The 14,920-nt window shown below is 35.5% G+C and carries 18 protein-coding genes; 17 read left to right on the top strand and 1 reads right to left on the bottom strand.

Annotated features, from left to right (window positions below; all coding sequences use genetic code 11):
- Window positions 1-110 precede the first annotated feature (110 nt).
- From X926_RS04365 to X926_RS04390, 6 genes are all read left to right on the top strand, one after another.
- Window positions 111-1,259, top strand: coding sequence for an alanine--glyoxylate aminotransferase family protein (locus X926_RS04365; protein WP_103065166.1), 1,149 nt, complete (start codon window positions 111-113; stop codon window positions 1,257-1,259).
- A gap of 6 nt (window positions 1,260-1,265) precedes the next feature.
- Entirely contained in the window at window positions 1,266-2,198 is a 933-nt protein-coding gene (locus tag X926_RS04370) for a D-2-hydroxyacid dehydrogenase (protein WP_103065167.1), read from the top strand.
- A gap of 130 nt (window positions 2,199-2,328) precedes the next feature.
- Complete coding sequence (locus X926_RS04375) at window positions 2,329-2,511, top strand: ferredoxin (protein ID WP_103065168.1); 183 nt, start codon at window positions 2,329-2,331, stop codon at window positions 2,509-2,511.
- Window positions 2,512-2,665: 154 nt separating this feature from the next.
- Window positions 2,666-3,487 (top strand): septum site-determining protein MinD, encoded by an 822-nt coding sequence (gene minD / locus X926_RS04380; RefSeq protein WP_012208111.1) that lies wholly within the window; start codon window positions 2,666-2,668, stop codon window positions 3,485-3,487.
- 6 nt (window positions 3,488-3,493) lie between these two features.
- Window positions 3,494-3,760, top strand: coding sequence for a hypothetical protein (locus tag X926_RS04385; protein ID WP_012208112.1), 267 nt, complete (start codon window positions 3,494-3,496; stop codon window positions 3,758-3,760).
- Window positions 3,761-3,780: 20 nt separating this feature from the next.
- Window positions 3,781-4,179: a secondary thiamine-phosphate synthase enzyme YjbQ gene (locus X926_RS04390; protein WP_012208113.1), complete on the top strand. Its 399-nt coding sequence runs from the start codon at window positions 3,781-3,783 to the stop codon at window positions 4,177-4,179.
- A 321-nt stretch (window positions 4,180-4,500) separates the two neighbouring features.
- Here X926_RS04390 and X926_RS04395 read toward each other — a convergent pair whose 3' ends face one another.
- Window positions 4,501-5,649: an RNA-guided endonuclease TnpB family protein gene (locus X926_RS04395; protein ID WP_012208114.1), complete on the bottom strand. Its 1,149-nt coding sequence runs from the start codon at window positions 5,647-5,649 to the stop codon at window positions 4,501-4,503.
- Between the two features lie 91 nt (window positions 5,650-5,740).
- Here X926_RS04395 and X926_RS04400 point away from each other — a divergent pair, with 91 nt between their 5' ends.
- The 11 genes from X926_RS04400 (at window position 5,741) to X926_RS04445 (ending at window position 14,902) form a co-directional block, all read left to right on the top strand.
- Window positions 5,741-6,301 (top strand): ABC transporter ATP-binding protein, encoded by a 561-nt coding sequence (locus tag X926_RS04400; RefSeq protein WP_012208115.1) that lies wholly within the window; start codon window positions 5,741-5,743, stop codon window positions 6,299-6,301.
- A 4-nt stretch (window positions 6,302-6,305) separates the two neighbouring features.
- Window positions 6,306-6,452, top strand: a complete 147-nt coding sequence (locus tag X926_RS10125) for a hypothetical protein (RefSeq protein ID WP_155811035.1) — start codon at window positions 6,306-6,308, stop codon at window positions 6,450-6,452.
- A gap of 451 nt (window positions 6,453-6,903) precedes the next feature.
- On the top strand, window positions 6,904-8,034 hold the full coding sequence (locus X926_RS04405) for an ABC transporter substrate-binding protein (protein WP_103065169.1): 1,131 nt from the start codon (window positions 6,904-6,906) through the stop codon (window positions 8,032-8,034).
- 74 nt (window positions 8,035-8,108) lie between these two features.
- Window positions 8,109-9,023: a branched-chain amino acid ABC transporter permease gene (locus tag X926_RS04410; RefSeq protein WP_012208117.1), complete on the top strand. Its 915-nt coding sequence runs from the start codon at window positions 8,109-8,111 to the stop codon at window positions 9,021-9,023.
- 2 nt (window positions 9,024-9,025) lie between these two features.
- On the top strand, window positions 9,026-10,099 hold the full coding sequence (locus X926_RS04415) for a branched-chain amino acid ABC transporter permease (RefSeq protein WP_103065170.1): 1,074 nt from the start codon (window positions 9,026-9,028) through the stop codon (window positions 10,097-10,099).
- Window positions 10,100-10,126: 27 nt separating this feature from the next.
- Complete coding sequence (locus X926_RS04420; protein ID WP_103065171.1) at window positions 10,127-10,924, top strand: ABC transporter ATP-binding protein; 798 nt, start codon at window positions 10,127-10,129, stop codon at window positions 10,922-10,924.
- The gene (locus X926_RS04425; protein WP_012208120.1) at window positions 10,921-11,655 is read left to right on the top strand and encodes an ABC transporter ATP-binding protein; all 735 of its coding nucleotides are present in this window, start codon (window positions 10,921-10,923) and stop codon (window positions 11,653-11,655) included. The genes X926_RS04420 and X926_RS04425 overlap by 4 nt, the downstream gene beginning before the upstream one ends.
- 125 nt (window positions 11,656-11,780) lie before the next feature.
- Window positions 11,781-12,413, top strand: a complete 633-nt coding sequence (locus X926_RS04430; protein WP_103065172.1) for a hypothetical protein — start codon at window positions 11,781-11,783, stop codon at window positions 12,411-12,413.
- Between the two features lie 264 nt (window positions 12,414-12,677).
- The gene (locus tag X926_RS04435) at window positions 12,678-12,986 is read left to right on the top strand and encodes a (2Fe-2S)-binding protein (protein WP_103065173.1); all 309 of its coding nucleotides are present in this window, start codon (window positions 12,678-12,680) and stop codon (window positions 12,984-12,986) included.
- Complete coding sequence (locus X926_RS04440; RefSeq protein WP_103065174.1) at window positions 12,979-14,622, top strand: FAD-dependent oxidoreductase; 1,644 nt, start codon at window positions 12,979-12,981, stop codon at window positions 14,620-14,622. The genes X926_RS04435 and X926_RS04440 overlap by 8 nt, the downstream gene beginning before the upstream one ends.
- Entirely contained in the window at window positions 14,615-14,902 is a 288-nt protein-coding gene (locus tag X926_RS04445) for a (2Fe-2S)-binding protein (protein ID WP_103065175.1), read from the top strand. The genes X926_RS04440 and X926_RS04445 overlap by 8 nt, the downstream gene beginning before the upstream one ends.
- The last annotated feature ends 18 nt before the right edge of the window (window positions 14,903-14,920 follow it).

Raw genomic sequence — 14,920 nt, forward strand, 5'->3', positions numbered from 1 at the left:
TTTAAGAAAACACAAAATAAAAAGGATAAAAAATATCCGTATTTGTACTTTAAAAAGTATGGTAAAATAAAAATAAGAAAACTTTCACAATTTTTAGAGGAGGGATACTTGTGACAAAGTTAGTAAGAAAGAACTATCTCATGGCTCCAGGACCAACCCCTGTTCCAATTGATCTTTTATTGGAAGGTGCAAAGGATACCATCCATCATAGAACCCCACAATATTTAGAAATTCAAAGCACAGCCCTAGAAAATCTTAAATATCTCTTTCAAACAAAGAATAATGTATACACCTTAGCTGCTTCTGGAACAGGAGTAATGGAAGCTGCAGTTGCCAACCTTATTTCACCAGGTGATACGGCTATTGCTGTAAATGGAGGTAAATTTGGGGAAAGATGGTGCGAATTGTGTAAAGCTTACGATGCAAATTTAGTTGAAATCGATATCGAATGGGGAAAATATGTTCGAGTAGAACAAATAAAAAAAGAACTAGAAGAGCATCCAGAAACAAAAGCTGTTTTCACCACCATAAGCGAAACCTCTACAGGTGTTGTACATCCTATCAAAGAAATAGCCGAGATTGTAAAAGAAACCAATGCAGTTTTAGTTGTTGATGCTATTTCTGGAATGCTGGCTGAACCTTTAAAAATGGATGAGTGGAACATTGATGTTGTAGTAACTGGAGTTCAAAAGGGATTTATGATGCCTCCAGGAATAGCAATGATAGCGTTAAGTGACAAAGCAATGAAAGTTGTAGAAAATTCTAACAACCGTAGATATTACTTTGATTTAAGAGCATATAAAAAAAGTTTTCCGGATTCTCCATATACTCCTCCTGTTAACCTTGTTTATCAGTTAGCAAAGGCAACCCAGACGCTAAAAGAGGAAACAATTGAAAGCGTTTGGGAAAGACACAGAATCTTGGCAGAAGCAACAAGGGCTGCTATTAAAGCGATGAACTTAGAACTTTTTGCAGAAAGACCTGGAAATGTATTAACAGCAATAAAGGTACCTCAGAATATTAATGGTGAAGGTATAGTTAAATTCTTGAGAGATGAATGGGGAGTTACCTTTGCAGGAGGACAGTCCCAGCTAAAAGGAAAAATAATAAGAATTGCTCATCTTGGTTACATGTCAAAATTTGATGTCATCGTTGCGGTAAGTGCCTTAGAAATGGCTTTTAACAAATTTGGTTTCGAAGTTGAACTTGGAAAAGGTGTAAAAGCTGCCGAAGAAGTTTTCATGAAAGAGGGGGTTTAAATAACTATGAAAATTCATATAAACGACCCTTTGGATGAAAATGCCTTAAAAAAATTACAAAATGAATTACCTGATGTTGAAATCACTTCGGAACACCTCGAAAAAGATGTTCTCAAAGATAAAATTAAAGAAATTGACGTATTAATTGTAAGAAGTGCAACTAAGGTAACAAAAGAAATATTAGAACACGCAGATAAATTAAAGATTGTAGCAAGAGCGGGCATGGGATTAGATAATATAGATGTCGATACTGCTAAATTGAAAGGAATAACCGTCTTAAATACGCCGGGCCAGAATTCTTTATCCGTTGCAGAATTGGTTATAGGAATGGTTTTAGATATTTATCGGCACATTACAAGAGGGACGATCGGTTTAAAAAATGAACAATGGGAGAAAAAACAACTAGAAGGATTGGAGTTGTCGCAAAAAACCTTTGGCATCATCGGTTTTGGCTATGTAGGAAAAAATTTGGCACAATTACTAAAAGGTTTTCAGACCAATACTCTGGTGTATGATGTTTTTGAGATAAGTGAAGAAGAGCAAAAGAATTATAATGTTAGACAGGTAACTTTGGAGGAGTTACTCCAAAATTCTGACATTATTTCTTTACATATTCCAAAAAACGAAAAAACTTACCATTTTATAAGTGAACCCCAAATCAAAATGATGAAAGATGGTGCAGTAATAATTAATGCTGCAAGGGGGGGCGTCCTCGACGAGAATGCTGTGCTTAAATATTTGAAAAATGGCAAGCTCCTTGGAGTAGGATTGGATGTTTTCGAAGAAGAACCTCCAAAGGGTGATCTATACAAGGAACTTTTTGCTTTACAAAACGTTGTCGTAACACCCCATATAGGTGCTTCTACAAAAGAAGCGCAAGAACGAGTGGGAATAAATATAATAGACAGAGTAGTAGAAGAAGTTAAAAAACTGAACTGACGAAATGAAGTTATATTTTCTTAAATCAATTTTTAAATTTAATTGAGTAGATATATGGTATAATCAGATGGCTTTAATTAGCATATGTAACAGATAGCAAAGATTTTAAAAACTATTTGGAGGTGTAGCTATGAAGATAGTTATTGACAAAGAAGCTTGTATAGGAGACGCTATATGTGAAAGTTTATGCCCAGACGTATTCCAAATGGGAGATGACGGAAAGGCCGAAGTCATTGATGAACAAAGTGACGCACCATGCGTGCAAGATGCTATCGATGCCTGCCCAACTGAAGCTATAAGTATCGAAGAATAATACGGTAACAAAAATAGTTTTTAAATTAATCGGGGATTTCTCCCCGATTTTTTTATTTTTAATCAATTTGTAGTATAATCTGTTTAGCCCTTAGAATATTATAACTTTTTTAATTTTTAAAAAATGGGCAAAGTTTTCTAGTGGAGGGGTAGAGATGGAAAATGCAAAGGTGTTTGTTATTACCTCTGGAAAAGGGGGAGTTGGTAAAACTACCATCACAGCTAATTTAGGGGCCACCTTAGCAAAAAAAGGTTACAATGTTTGCCTTATAGATGCAGATATTGGATTGAAAAATCTGGATTTGATTTTGGGGTTGGAAAACAGAATAGTTTACACTATAATGGATGTTGTAAGTGGTAACAAAACTGTTATGGAAGCACTCGTAAAACACAAACAATTAAAAAATCTCTCTCTACTGGCTTCTTCTCAAATTGCCAACAAAGATTTAATGTCCCCTCAAGATATGAGCGATATAGTTTCTAAACTCTCTAAACATTTTCATTACATTATTATAGATTCCCCAGCAGGAATAGAAAGAGGATTCCAAAACGCTGTTTCATCTGCACAACACGCTATCGTTGTTACTACACCAGACCTGACTGCCATAAGCGACGCAGATAGAGTCATAGGGTTGCTTGAAAATCAAGGTTATACCGACGATCGCATATCACTAATTGTGAATCGATTAAAATTGAGACTTGTTAAAAGAAACGAAATGCTTTCCGCTGATGATATCAAAGAAGCGCTAGCATTGAATTTAATCGGAATAATACCTGATAGTGAGGAAATTTTACTTTCTTCCAACGAAGGAACTCCAATATCAACAAACCAAGAAGCTAAACTTTATTCGGTTTTCAATAATATAAGCGATAGAATCTTAGGAAAAGATATACCGTTAGAAAAAGATTTGATAGATGTCGACCACGCCCCTCAAGGATTTATAGAATTCATCAAAAGAATATTCAGAAGAGGGTGAAAGTAAATGTGGCCTTTCAAAAGTAAAAAGACTAAAACTCGGGAAACCGCAATAAAAAGAATGAATTCTTTCTTAAGTACCTCAGACCGAAAAAATGGAGGAAAGAGCCAAATTAGATTTGAAAATGTCAAACAAGAAGATTTAGATTTCGTAATAAACTATATTAAAGATTATGCTGTTAAACATCTGTCAGTAAAAAAAGAAGATGTCAAAGTACATGTCTCCAAAGAAGGCAACTCTATCACTATTGTTGCTAATATATTTTACCAGTAATAAATAAGGAGTTGAGAATTATGATATATACCTACTCTTTAAAAACCCATAATAGAGAAGAAATGATCGACATAACCAGCTATATTCAACAGAGTGTCGAAAATTCAAAAATAGAAGAAGGCATTTTGATAGTATATGTCCCCCATACAACTGCCGCCGTAACAATCAACGAAAATGCAGATCCATCTGTAAGAAAAGACATCACAGATTTTCTAAGAAATAAAATCCCTAAAAGTACGGAATATTCTCATCTTGAAGGCAATGCTGACTCGCATATAAAATCAACGCTCGTTGGACCAACATTGTCTTTAATTATTGAAAATGGAAAGCTTTTATTGGGGACATGGCAAGGAATTTATTTCTGTGAGTTCGATGGTCCAAGAAACAGAAATTTTATAGTAAAAATCATCGAAGGTTAAAGTTTAAAGTTAATAATCTTTTATTACAACAAAAATTGACTGGAAATATTCCGGTCAATTTTTTTTAATTTACGTCATTTGCAAAGCAAATGAGGGTTTGAACGTTGTTTCAAAAGCATTACGAAAAAAGATTTTGCACAAATCGGCAAAATAGTTGCATTGTGAACTACTTATCTCTAAAGAGGTAAGCTTCCTAATTCAGCGACCGTTGCGAAACATCCTAGAATGAATCTAAGGGTGCTCGACTTACACAGTCTCCAAAGGCTTTACTTTCCCCAGTCCCTGGGGTAGAGTCAGTTTATACAGTGACTAGCTGTTTCCTTATCTGCCGTAAGGCAGTGTTGCAAATGCCTGTTTTAATCCAAACTGCCTAATGTTAACGGCAGCATTTATATCTCTATCATGTTTAGTTCCACATTCAGGACATACCCATTCTCTATCAGAAAGTTTTAAACCTGCGTTCTTATACCCACATACACTACAAGTTTTAGACGAAGGTTCGAACGTTCCTATCTCGATTACTTTCTTACCTAGTCTTTCTGCTTTGTATTTTAGGAACGTCTTGAATTTGTACCATCCTAAATCTGAGATACTTTTAGCTAAGTGATGATTCTTTAACATGCCTCTTATGTTGAGAGTTTCTACAACAAAGACATCAGCTTGGTTCTCACTGATTTCTTTTGTTAGTTTATGTAGAAAATCCTCTCGTGTATTTTTTATTTTCTCATGTATTCTAGCAACTTCTAATTTTGCTTTGTCCCAATTCTTTGACCTTTGTTCTTTGCTTGAAAACTTTTTATATGCATGTTTTAGTTTTCTTTCGTATTTAGACAAAACTTTAGGAGCTTGATACTTTGTTCCATCGGATAGTACCACACAATCTTTCAATCCCATATCCATACCGATTGAGTTCTCATAGTCTATATCTCTTTCAGGGTAAGAACCTTCTACTTGGAATGTTATAGAGACAAAGTACTTACCTGTTGGAGTTTTAATGAAAGTACAATTTTTTATCTTTGCATTTGGATCTATTTTCCGATGGACTCTTACTTTGATACCTTCTTTAAACTTTGGCACGAATAGAATTCCATATTTATCGTTATTCTCATTTTCATATAACTGTATATGTTGAGGAACTCTAAAAGATTGTCTACTTGATTTTTTCTTAAATTTGGGGTATTTACTTTGTTTCTTGAAGAAACGTTTGAATCCAGTTTCTAAGTTCTTTATGGACTGTTGTAATGATTGAGAGTTGACATCATTCAACCATCGATACTTCTCTGTCTTTTTAAGAACCGTAAGCACTTTAGCCCACATATAATAATTAGTATACGTTTTAGTATTCTTATATGCCTTGTTAGCAAACTCTAAGAATAGGTTGTAAACAAATCGAGTATGTCCAAAATGTTGGCTAAATTTCTCAATTTGTTCGTTAGTTGGATATATACGAAACTTGTATGTTTTAAGCATATTCAATCACCTTAATTCGATAATTGTATGATATAATACAATTGTATCACATATACATATAATTAACAACATTTTTTGATTCAAATTCGTTTTGTGTTTGAAGCTAGCTATCATCTCTCCAATAAATTGGAGAGTGTTCTCGTTGGATTTTCACAAAATAGTAGAAAAGGGGATAGCCCTAGTTCCTGAAGGTAGACGTATTTTCCCTAATCTCACTGTTTTAGAAAACCTCCGATTAGGTTCGTATTCTCGCAAAGACTCTGAAAAAATAAACGAAGATTTCGATTGGGTACTTACACTTTTCCCGCGATTAAAGGAAAGACTTAAGCAACTTGGGGGTACACTCTCTGGAGGGGAACAACAAATGTTGGCGGTTGCAAGGGGGTTAATGTCAAGGCCAAAGGTTCTAATGCTCGACGAACCATCTCTGGGACTAGCTCCAATTCTAGTCAAAGAGGTTTTAGGAACTATAGAAAAAATAAGCCAACAGGGAGTAACTATATTGCTTATAGAGCAAAATGCTGTTGGTGCGTTAAAAATCGCTAATTATGGTTACGTCTTAGAAACTGGAAAAATTGTTCTTGAAGGTCCGGCAGAAGATCTCTTAGAAAACGATGAAGTTAGGAAAACTTATCTAGGAGTAACGGCTTAAAACCTTGAAACTATTTCATACTTTTCAAGATTTCGAAGAAAGATATCAACAGTACAAGGATTTTCAAGATTTCCAAGATTTCCAAAGATACCAAAACTACCAAAGATTCAACCAGCAAAGATACCAAGATTGTCCTTATTACGACGACTAATTTAAACCAAATACTTTAAAAAGAGGCCTAAAGGCCTCTTTTTTAGTGCGTATAGATAAAATCTAAGTGGTAAAAGTTCTTCGTGAGTAGAGGTAGCGGCAATCAGTAGTTGAAAGCAAAGAGTGTTCATTGGTGGTGTAGGAGAACGGTAGATAAATCAATTATCTACCTTCTGCCCAGTTTTTACATGCCATTTACCTCACAAATGAGAATATGGAAAGTACTTCTAAAACATTATAAATAAAACGTTTTGCACAAGACTGCAAAAAAAGTTGCATTATAATTTTATTTGTTGTATAATTAAGAAAATTACTATTTGATTTCTTTTCTGTTAGATTATTAATATATTCTTATGAAATTCTGTTCACATAAGATAAAGACTATGAAAATTTTTTCTACACTTTATTAAGCAAAATAACATCCACACATATTATATGAGGAGGGGAAAAACATGAAAAAAACCTTTGTTTTTGTGTTTTTGGTAGTTATTATGACTTTCACACTCTTTGGTCAAGAAGTCATCAAAATTGGTATGAACTTCGAACTAACAGGACCTGTTTCTGGGTATGGTCAAATGTCAAGAGACGGTGTAATGTTAGCCAACAAGTTGAAACCAACAGTTAACATCGGGGGTAAAGAAATCAAAGTGGAAGTTGTAGCTGTCGATAACAAATCTGACAAAGCAGAATCAGCTAACGCAATAAGAAGGTTGATAGATCACGAAAAGGTAGTTGCAGTTATTGGTCCTGCAACAAGTTCGGCAGCATTAGCTGCAGCTTCAATAGCGGAAGAAAGGCAAATACCAATGGTGGTCAACACCGCCACTAACCCTTTAGTTGCCCAAAACAAAAAGTATGTATTCAGGACCTGTTTTGAGGATACCTTGCAAGGTGCTCTACTTGCAACATTTGCCTGGGAAGAACTTGGAGCTCAAAACGTCGCCATAATGGTAGATGTAGCACAAGATTACGTTGTGGGACTTGCTAATTATTTTGAAAAAGCTTTTGAACAGTTTGGAGGAACGTATTTTACTGAATTTTATACTACTGGTGACCAAGATTTCACCGCTCAACTTACCGACGCCCTTTCAAAAAATCCAGATGCTATTTTTATGCCAGGGTACTACGCTGAAATAGCCTTAATTTCCAAGCAAGCTAGAGATTTAGGTTTCACAGGACCCATGTTTGCTGGAGATGGTGCCGACGCACCAGAATTAATACAAATTGGTGGAGAATACGTAGAAGGCCTTTCTTATACAACTTACTTTCACGAGGATGCAGAATTATCCCCTGCTACTAAACCTTTTGTAGAGGCCTATCAAGAGGAATACAACAGAAGAGCCGACGCATTTGGAGCTTTGGCCTATGATGCTTACATGGTAATAGTTAACGCTATTGAGTCTGCACAGTCCACAGATCCTGTAAAAATTAGAGACGCTTTAGCACAAACTAGAGACTTTCCGGGTGTCGCCGGTACAATTACGTATCCTCAAGGCTCTGGAAACCCTATAAAACCAGCGGTAATAAACATGGTTGAAAACGGACAATTTGTTTTCCGTACCGTTATAAAACCCAGGATGTAATATTTAACTATATTAAAGCCATCTCACAAAATGAGATGGCTATACTTTCTTGGATCCAGAAAGGGGGCTCATAATTGACTATCCAAATGTTCTTTCAACATCTAGCAAATGCCATCTCTCTTGGCAGCATATACGCACTTATTGCCATAGGTTATACTATGGTTTATGGGATACTCAATTTAATAAATTTTGCTCATGGTGACATTTTTACTTTTAGCATGTATTTTGCTTTTTATGCAGTTACTCTCTTTTTATTTCCATGGTGGGCAGCTTTTATTTTTGCGATTGTTTTAACGACTCTACTAGGTGCTACAATCGAACGAGTTGCTTACAGACCATTAAGAAAGGCTAATGCCCCCAAGATCTCAGCATTAATCACAGCTATTGGTGTATCGTTCTTCCTACAAAACTTCGCAATAGTTGTCTTTGGTGGAAGAGCAAAATCATTCAATCCCCAATTAGGAGTTTACCCAACACAATTTGCACAAGTACTAACTTTTGGAGATGTAAGGATACCTTTATTAACCTTCATTATTATAGGTGTTTCTATTCTTGCACTTTTTGTATTGGTTTGGATAGTTTATAGAACAAAAGCCGGCATGGCGATGAGGGCAGTTTCTAAAGATGTTACTGCAGCAAAATTAATGGGCATAAACACCGACAGAACTATTTCTCAAACATTTATGTTGGGGTCCGCCTTAGCAGCTGTGGGAGGTATTCTTTGGGCTATGAAATACCCTCAAATCTATCCTTATACCGGCATGATCCCCGGTTTAAAGGCATTTATAGCTGCAGTTGTCGGAGGAATTGGAAGTATTCCAGGAGCTATGCTTGGAGGTTTTATTTTAGGGGTTGCCGAAATAATGATAGTCGCATTCTTACCCGCTTTGGCAGGATATAGAGACGCTATTGCTTATATTATTTTGATAGTTATTCTTCTAGTAAAACCAAACGGGCTTCTCGGTGTGGAAATAGGGGAGAAGGTGTGAATATGGAAAAAACGCTATCTTTTAAGACTAAATTCTTTTTGACAATTCTTTTTATATTGGCAATCTTTCTATTACTGTTGACAGCTAATAACAAAGCTAGTGATTATTTAATTTTGATATTGAATTTAATGGCAATTAATATAATATTCGCCGTAAGTTTAACCTTTATTAACGGTATTACAGGTATCTTTTCGTTGGGGCATGTTGGATTCATCGCAATTGGGGCATATGTATCGTCCATTTTAACACTTTCTCCTGCTCAAAAAGAAATAAGTTTTCTGATAAAACCTTTAATATACCCCTTAAATGTTATCCAAATCCCTTTCCTACCAGCAATCATAATAGCTGGACTGGTAGCTGCTGCGTTTGGTTACTTAGTTGCTGCCCCATCTCTTCGACTAATTGGTGATTATTTAGCCATCGCAACCCTTGGTTTAGGTGAGGTGGTTAGAATCGTTGCAAATAATACCTGGTCTATCACAAATGGGGCTTTGGGTTTAAAAAGCATCCCACAATATTCTAACCTATGGTGGACTTGGGGATTTGCTTTAATTACCGTAGTCTTCACTTCCAGCTTAATAAAAAGTAGTTATGGAAGAGCTTTGAAGGCAATAAGAGAAGATCCAATTGCTGCTAAATCTATGGGAATTAATGTTTTTTCTCATCAAGTAGTCACTTTTGTAATTGGTTCTTTTTTTGCAGGAGTTGGTGGAGCATTATGGGCTCACTTAATCACTACTATAGATCCAAAATCTTTCATGTTTCAAAAAACCTTTGAAATATTGATAATGGTGGTCATCGGTGGACTTGGGAGTATTAGTGGAGCCATAATCGGAGCTTCACTTTATACAGTAGGATTAGAGTTCCTTAGAGTTCTAGAAGAACCCATATCGATTGGTCCTATCTACATACCAGGTATCCCGGGAATGAGAATGGTGGTTTTATCTCTCATTCTCATAATTATAATGCTATTCTGGAGAAGAGGCATAATGGGAAGAAATGAAATAACATGGGATGGCATCTATAAACTGATAATGAAAGTAAGAAATAAAAATAGATTGAGAGATGATGAATGAATTAGAAAATTTTCAAGGAGGCTTCCAATGACTAACCCAAGCAATAACGAATATATCTTAGAATTTGAGAATGTAACCAAAAGATTTGGAGGTTTAATGGCAGTTAATAACTTCAATGGCTATTTGAAAAATGGCGAATTACTTGGTCTAATAGGTCCCAATGGAGCAGGGAAAACCACTCTTTTCAATTTGATCACTGGTATATACACTCCAGATACTGGAAAAATTTTATTTAAGAAACAAAAAATAAATTCTAAAAAACCTCATGAAATAACTCAGTTGGGAATTGCTAGAACTTTTCAAAATATTCGATTGTTTAAAGATATGACAGTTCTAGAAAATGTTTTAGTCTCTCAGCATTTGAAATTGAAAAGTTGGATTTGGCTTTTTAAAAGTGTTTTAAAAACTCCTGACGTTTTAAAAGTGGAAAAAGAGATGCAAAACGAAGCCTGGGATCTTCTAGAAGAAGTCGGATTGTCTGTTTACGCTAATGACAAGGCAAACTCTCTTCCATATGGATTACAAAGAAAGTTAGAAATCGCAAGAGCACTTGCCACCGGAGCAAACCTACTTCTGTTAGACGAACCAGCAGCAGGAATGAACCCTCATGAAACGAGCGAATTGATGGAATTTATAAAACATATAAGACAGGAGTTTGAGCTATCTATTCTCATTATAGAGCATGACATGAAAGTCATCATGGGAATTTGTGAGCGTATTTATGTCTTGGATTATGGGAAAAAAATCGCTGAAGGAAGTCCACAGGAGATTCAAAAAGATCCTTTGGTAATAAAAGCCTATTTAGGTGAGGAGTTGGCAATATGAACAGTGAAAATTCAAACATAATTCTTAAAATATCTGATATGAACGTTCACTATGGTGGTATCCATGCAGTAAAAGGAATCGATATGGAAATCAAAAAGAATGAAATCACAACGTTGATTGGATCAAATGGAGCGGGAAAAACTACAACCTTGAACGGAATAATGAATGTAGTTAAAAAGAGCGGTGGAAAGGTGTTTTTAGATAATGTTGATATTACAAGCATGGAAACTCATAGAATGGTAGAAAAAGGAGTAGTTCTAGTCCCTGAAGGTAGACGTATATTCCCAAATCTAACGGTTTTAGAAAACCTCCGATTGGGTTCGTATTCTCGCAAAGACTCTGAAAAAATAAGCGAAGATTTCGATTGGGTACTTACACTTTTCCCACGATTAAAGGAAAGACTCAAGCAACTTGGAGGCACACTATCTGGGGGAGAACAACAAATGCTGGCGGTTGCAAGAGGGTTAATGTCAAGACCAAAGGTTCTAATGCTCGATGAACCTTCTCTTGGACTAGCTCCTATTCTAGTTAAAGAGGTTTTAGAAACTATAGAAAAAATATGTGAAGAGGGGGTAACCATACTGCTTGTAGAACAAAATGCCGTTGGTGCATTAAAAATCGCTCATTATGGTTATGTCTTAGAAACCGGCAAAATTGTTCTCGAAGGACCTGCAAAAGATCTCTTAGAAAACGATGAAGTTAGGAAAACTTATCTAGGAGTGACGGTTTAAAACTTTGAAACCACATCACACTTTCTTAAGCTTCTTCTAAGCTTCCATTAAGTGAACATTAAGCATATTGTTTTATTATTCTGATGTATCAAAAATAAAAAACATTACTTAGTGGAGGTGTTGGTATGAAAAAAGTTTTTCTGTCTTTCTTTATAGGTATTCTTTTAGTCGGATCGTTATTTGCACAAGTAGGACCAGCTGGTGGGGCTCCAATGTCCCAGGTACAAAATCAGGATCCTCTCAACCAAATGGTTCAGGATCAAGAAAGATTGCAAGAAAGAATATTCTTTCAAGATGTTTCACCAGTAACCATTACAGGAACTGTCAAAACCATAGTGGATAACGATGTATTTCTAACCTTGAGTGTTGAAGTAGACTCTGAAATCTACTCAGTAAGAGTGCCCAAGAATTTTTTGGATGATGTAAAAGCCGGTGAAAGTATTGAACTAACAGGATACAAGGTAGTAATAAACGACATCAAAAACTTTGTACCTTTAGAGATCAAATATCAAGATAGAACAGTGAATATGCAGAGATATATGGAAAATGTTCGATCTCAAAATTTCGAAGAAAGATACCAAGAAGATTTCCAACAAAACCAAGATTATCAAAGATATAGAGACTACCAAGATTACCAAGATTTCAAAAGATATCAACAGTACAAGAATTATCAAGACTACCAAGATTTTCAAAGATACCAAAACTACCAAAGATTCAATCAACAAAGATATCAAGATTGTCCCTATTACAACGACTAATTCAAAGTAAAAACGATGAAAAGAGGCCTAAAGGCCTCTTTTTTTATACAAAGAAATAATTAACTTTATAATATTTTTCAAAAATTGAAAAAAACTTCAATATTTGGCTTTAATCGTCTATAATCATGAAATTTTTTTCATAATCGTCTATAATCACCTTTTTTAAAAAACGAAAATTATGATTCAATTAATAGTAGAAACATGGTACTTGTGTGGAGCTGCGAGGCGAATGGAACATATAAATTATTTAAGAGGGAGAAAAAAATGAGAATACAAAATCATCCCATACTAAGTTTCAATAGAGATAAACAAATAAAGTTCTATTACAATGGTAAAGAATTGATAGGTTACGAAGGAGAAACCATTGGGGCAGCATTGTACGCAAATGGTGTTTTTAAATTCAGTGAAAGTAAGAAATTACACAGACCAAGAGGAATTTTCTGCGCTATTGGACATTGTTCCTCCTGCTTGATGACAGTTGATGGAGTCCCAAACGTAAGAACGTGCATAACTCCTCTAAAAGATGGAATGAAAGTGGAATCCCAAAATATCGGAGTTGAGATAAATGAGTAAAATTGAAAACCTTGAATTATTGGTTGTAGGTGGAGGTCCTGCAGGACTTTCAGCTGCACTTGCTGCTGCTAATTACGGAATTAAAGTATCTTTAGCAGAAGAAAGAGAATTTTTAGGGGGACAACTAATAAAACAAACCCATAGATTTTTCGGTTCAGAAAAAGAATACGCAGGCACAAGGGGAATAGATATACTGAGAAAGTTGATCGACGAAGTTAACAAAAATAAAAACATAGAAGTGTTATTATCTTCTCGAGTCTTGGGAATCTATGAGGATAACGTTGTAACTATATTAAACGATCATAAAATGAAAAAGTATTATCCTCAAAGTATTATTTTTGCAACGGGGGCATCCGAAAAATTTTTAGCTTTTGAGAATAACGACCTTCCTGGCATTTTTGGTGCTGGGGCAGTTCAGACTTTGATGAATGTTTATGGCGTCATGCCAGCAACAAATGTCTTAATGATTGGTTCGGGAAATATTGGGTTGATAGTTTCTTACCAATTATTACAAGCTGGTGTAAAAGTAGCTGCAATAGTTGAAGCAGCGCCAAAAATAGGTGGATACTCTGTTCATGCATCAAAACTCAGAAGGTTGGGCGTACCGATTTTAACGTCTCATACCATAAAAAAAGCTATCGGAAAAGAAAAAGTTGAAGGAGCGGTAATATGTGAACTCGACAACGATTGGAATGAAGTAAAAGATACAGAACAACTGATCAAATGTGATGCAATCTGTCTATCTGTTGGATTAACCCCATTGGTTGACCTCTTAAAACAAAGGAAAGTAAAAACCACTTATGTCTCAGAACTGGGCGGCTACGTCCCCTTAAGAGACGAAAATATGGAAACCTCAATTAAAAATTTATTTGTTGCAGGGGATGTTTCAGGGATAGAAGAAGCAACAGCAGCAATGATCGAAGGTCAAATAGCCGGTTTATCCGTTGCCAAAAGAATCGGAAAAAACAACAAAAAAGAAATTGAAAAAAGAATAGAAGAAGGTAAAAATGAATTAGAATTGCTAAGATCTGGACCTGTAGGCAAGAAAATTAGGAAAGGTTTATCTAAATTAGGTTTGAATCACGGGAAAAATTATAACGAAAATTTTTCAGAAGAAGCACTCGATATCTCTCACTTGATGAAAACTGGGGTACCTTCGGAAGAAAACTTAAAAAACAAGTTACCATCAGAAGAAAAGGTCTTTGACAAAGGACCTATAGCCATATCAGAGTGCTTTCAAAGATTCCCTTGCGACCCCTGCGTAAAAAGCTGCCCTTTCAACGCCATATCTGAAAATGGTAACATCAACAACATTCCCTACGTTGACTTTGAAAAATGCACCGGATGTGGCATATGTGTTAGCAAATGTCCAGGACTGGCAATGTTTGTAGTTCATAAGAATTTCAGTGAAACAACTTCGGTTGTTATTATGCCTTACGAATTTCTTCCAAGACCCCATAAAGGAGAAATTGTAAAGGTATTTGATAGAGAGGGAAAATACTTATGTGATGGCAAAGTAATAAGAATATTGGATGGAAAATTTCAAGACAAAACAGCCGCAGTGAGTATAGAAATTCCAAAGAGATACTATTTACAAGCCAGGAATTTTAAAGTGGAGGAAGGAAACCATGGATGAAAACAAGGTAATAATTTGTAGATGTGAAGATGTAACTTTAAAAGAAATAAGGGATGCCATAAGAGAAGGATTCACCACCGTTGAAGAAATAAAGAGGGTGACAAGAAGCGGGATGGGACCTTGTCAAGGTAAAACCTGTGGCTTGTTGATCGCAAGGGAAATTTCACAGATGACTGGCAAGCCGATGGAAGAAATAGAATTACAAAACATCAGACCTCCATACGGAGGAATAACCTTTGAAGAAGTAACAAAAGGAACCGTAATGAAGAATGATAAATAAACTCTAATATAATTAGCA

This window comes from Petrotoga sp. HWHPT.55.6.3 (genome assembly GCF_002895495.1).
GTDB classification, from domain to species: Bacteria; Thermotogota; Thermotogae; order Petrotogales; family Petrotogaceae; genus Petrotoga; species Petrotoga mobilis.

Excerpts from the sequence above, each read along its gene's own strand:
- X926_RS04415 (WP_103065170.1), top strand. The coding sequence starts at position 9,026 with ATGGAAAAAACGCTATCTTTTAAGACTAAATTCTTTTTGACAATTCTT.
- X926_RS04420 (WP_103065171.1), top strand. The coding sequence starts at position 10,127 with ATGACTAACCCAAGCAATAACGAATATATCTTAGAATTTGAGAATGTA.
- X926_RS04405 (WP_103065169.1), top strand. The coding sequence starts at position 6,904 with ATGAAAAAAACCTTTGTTTTTGTGTTTTTGGTAGTTATTATGACTTTC.
- X926_RS04395 (WP_012208114.1), bottom strand. The coding sequence starts at position 5,649 with ATGCTTAAAACATACAAGTTTCGTATATATCCAACTAACGAACAAATT.
- X926_RS04440 (WP_103065174.1), top strand. The coding sequence starts at position 12,979 with ATGAGTAAAATTGAAAACCTTGAATTATTGGTTGTAGGTGGAGGTCCT.
- X926_RS04375 (WP_103065168.1), top strand. The coding sequence starts at position 2,329 with ATGAAGATAGTTATTGACAAAGAAGCTTGTATAGGAGACGCTATATGT.
- X926_RS04390 (WP_012208113.1), top strand. The coding sequence starts at position 3,781 with ATGATATATACCTACTCTTTAAAAACCCATAATAGAGAAGAAATGATC.
- X926_RS04385 (WP_012208112.1), top strand. The coding sequence starts at position 3,494 with ATGTGGCCTTTCAAAAGTAAAAAGACTAAAACTCGGGAAACCGCAATA.
- X926_RS04445 (WP_103065175.1), top strand. The coding sequence starts at position 14,615 with ATGGATGAAAACAAGGTAATAATTTGTAGATGTGAAGATGTAACTTTA.
- X926_RS04430 (WP_103065172.1), top strand. The coding sequence starts at position 11,781 with ATGAAAAAAGTTTTTCTGTCTTTCTTTATAGGTATTCTTTTAGTCGGA.
- X926_RS04435 (WP_103065173.1), top strand. The coding sequence starts at position 12,678 with ATGAGAATACAAAATCATCCCATACTAAGTTTCAATAGAGATAAACAA.
- minD (WP_012208111.1), top strand. The coding sequence starts at position 2,666 with ATGGAAAATGCAAAGGTGTTTGTTATTACCTCTGGAAAAGGGGGAGTT.
- X926_RS04425 (WP_012208120.1), top strand. The coding sequence starts at position 10,921 with ATGAACAGTGAAAATTCAAACATAATTCTTAAAATATCTGATATGAAC.
- X926_RS04370 (WP_103065167.1), top strand. The coding sequence starts at position 1,266 with ATGAAAATTCATATAAACGACCCTTTGGATGAAAATGCCTTAAAAAAA.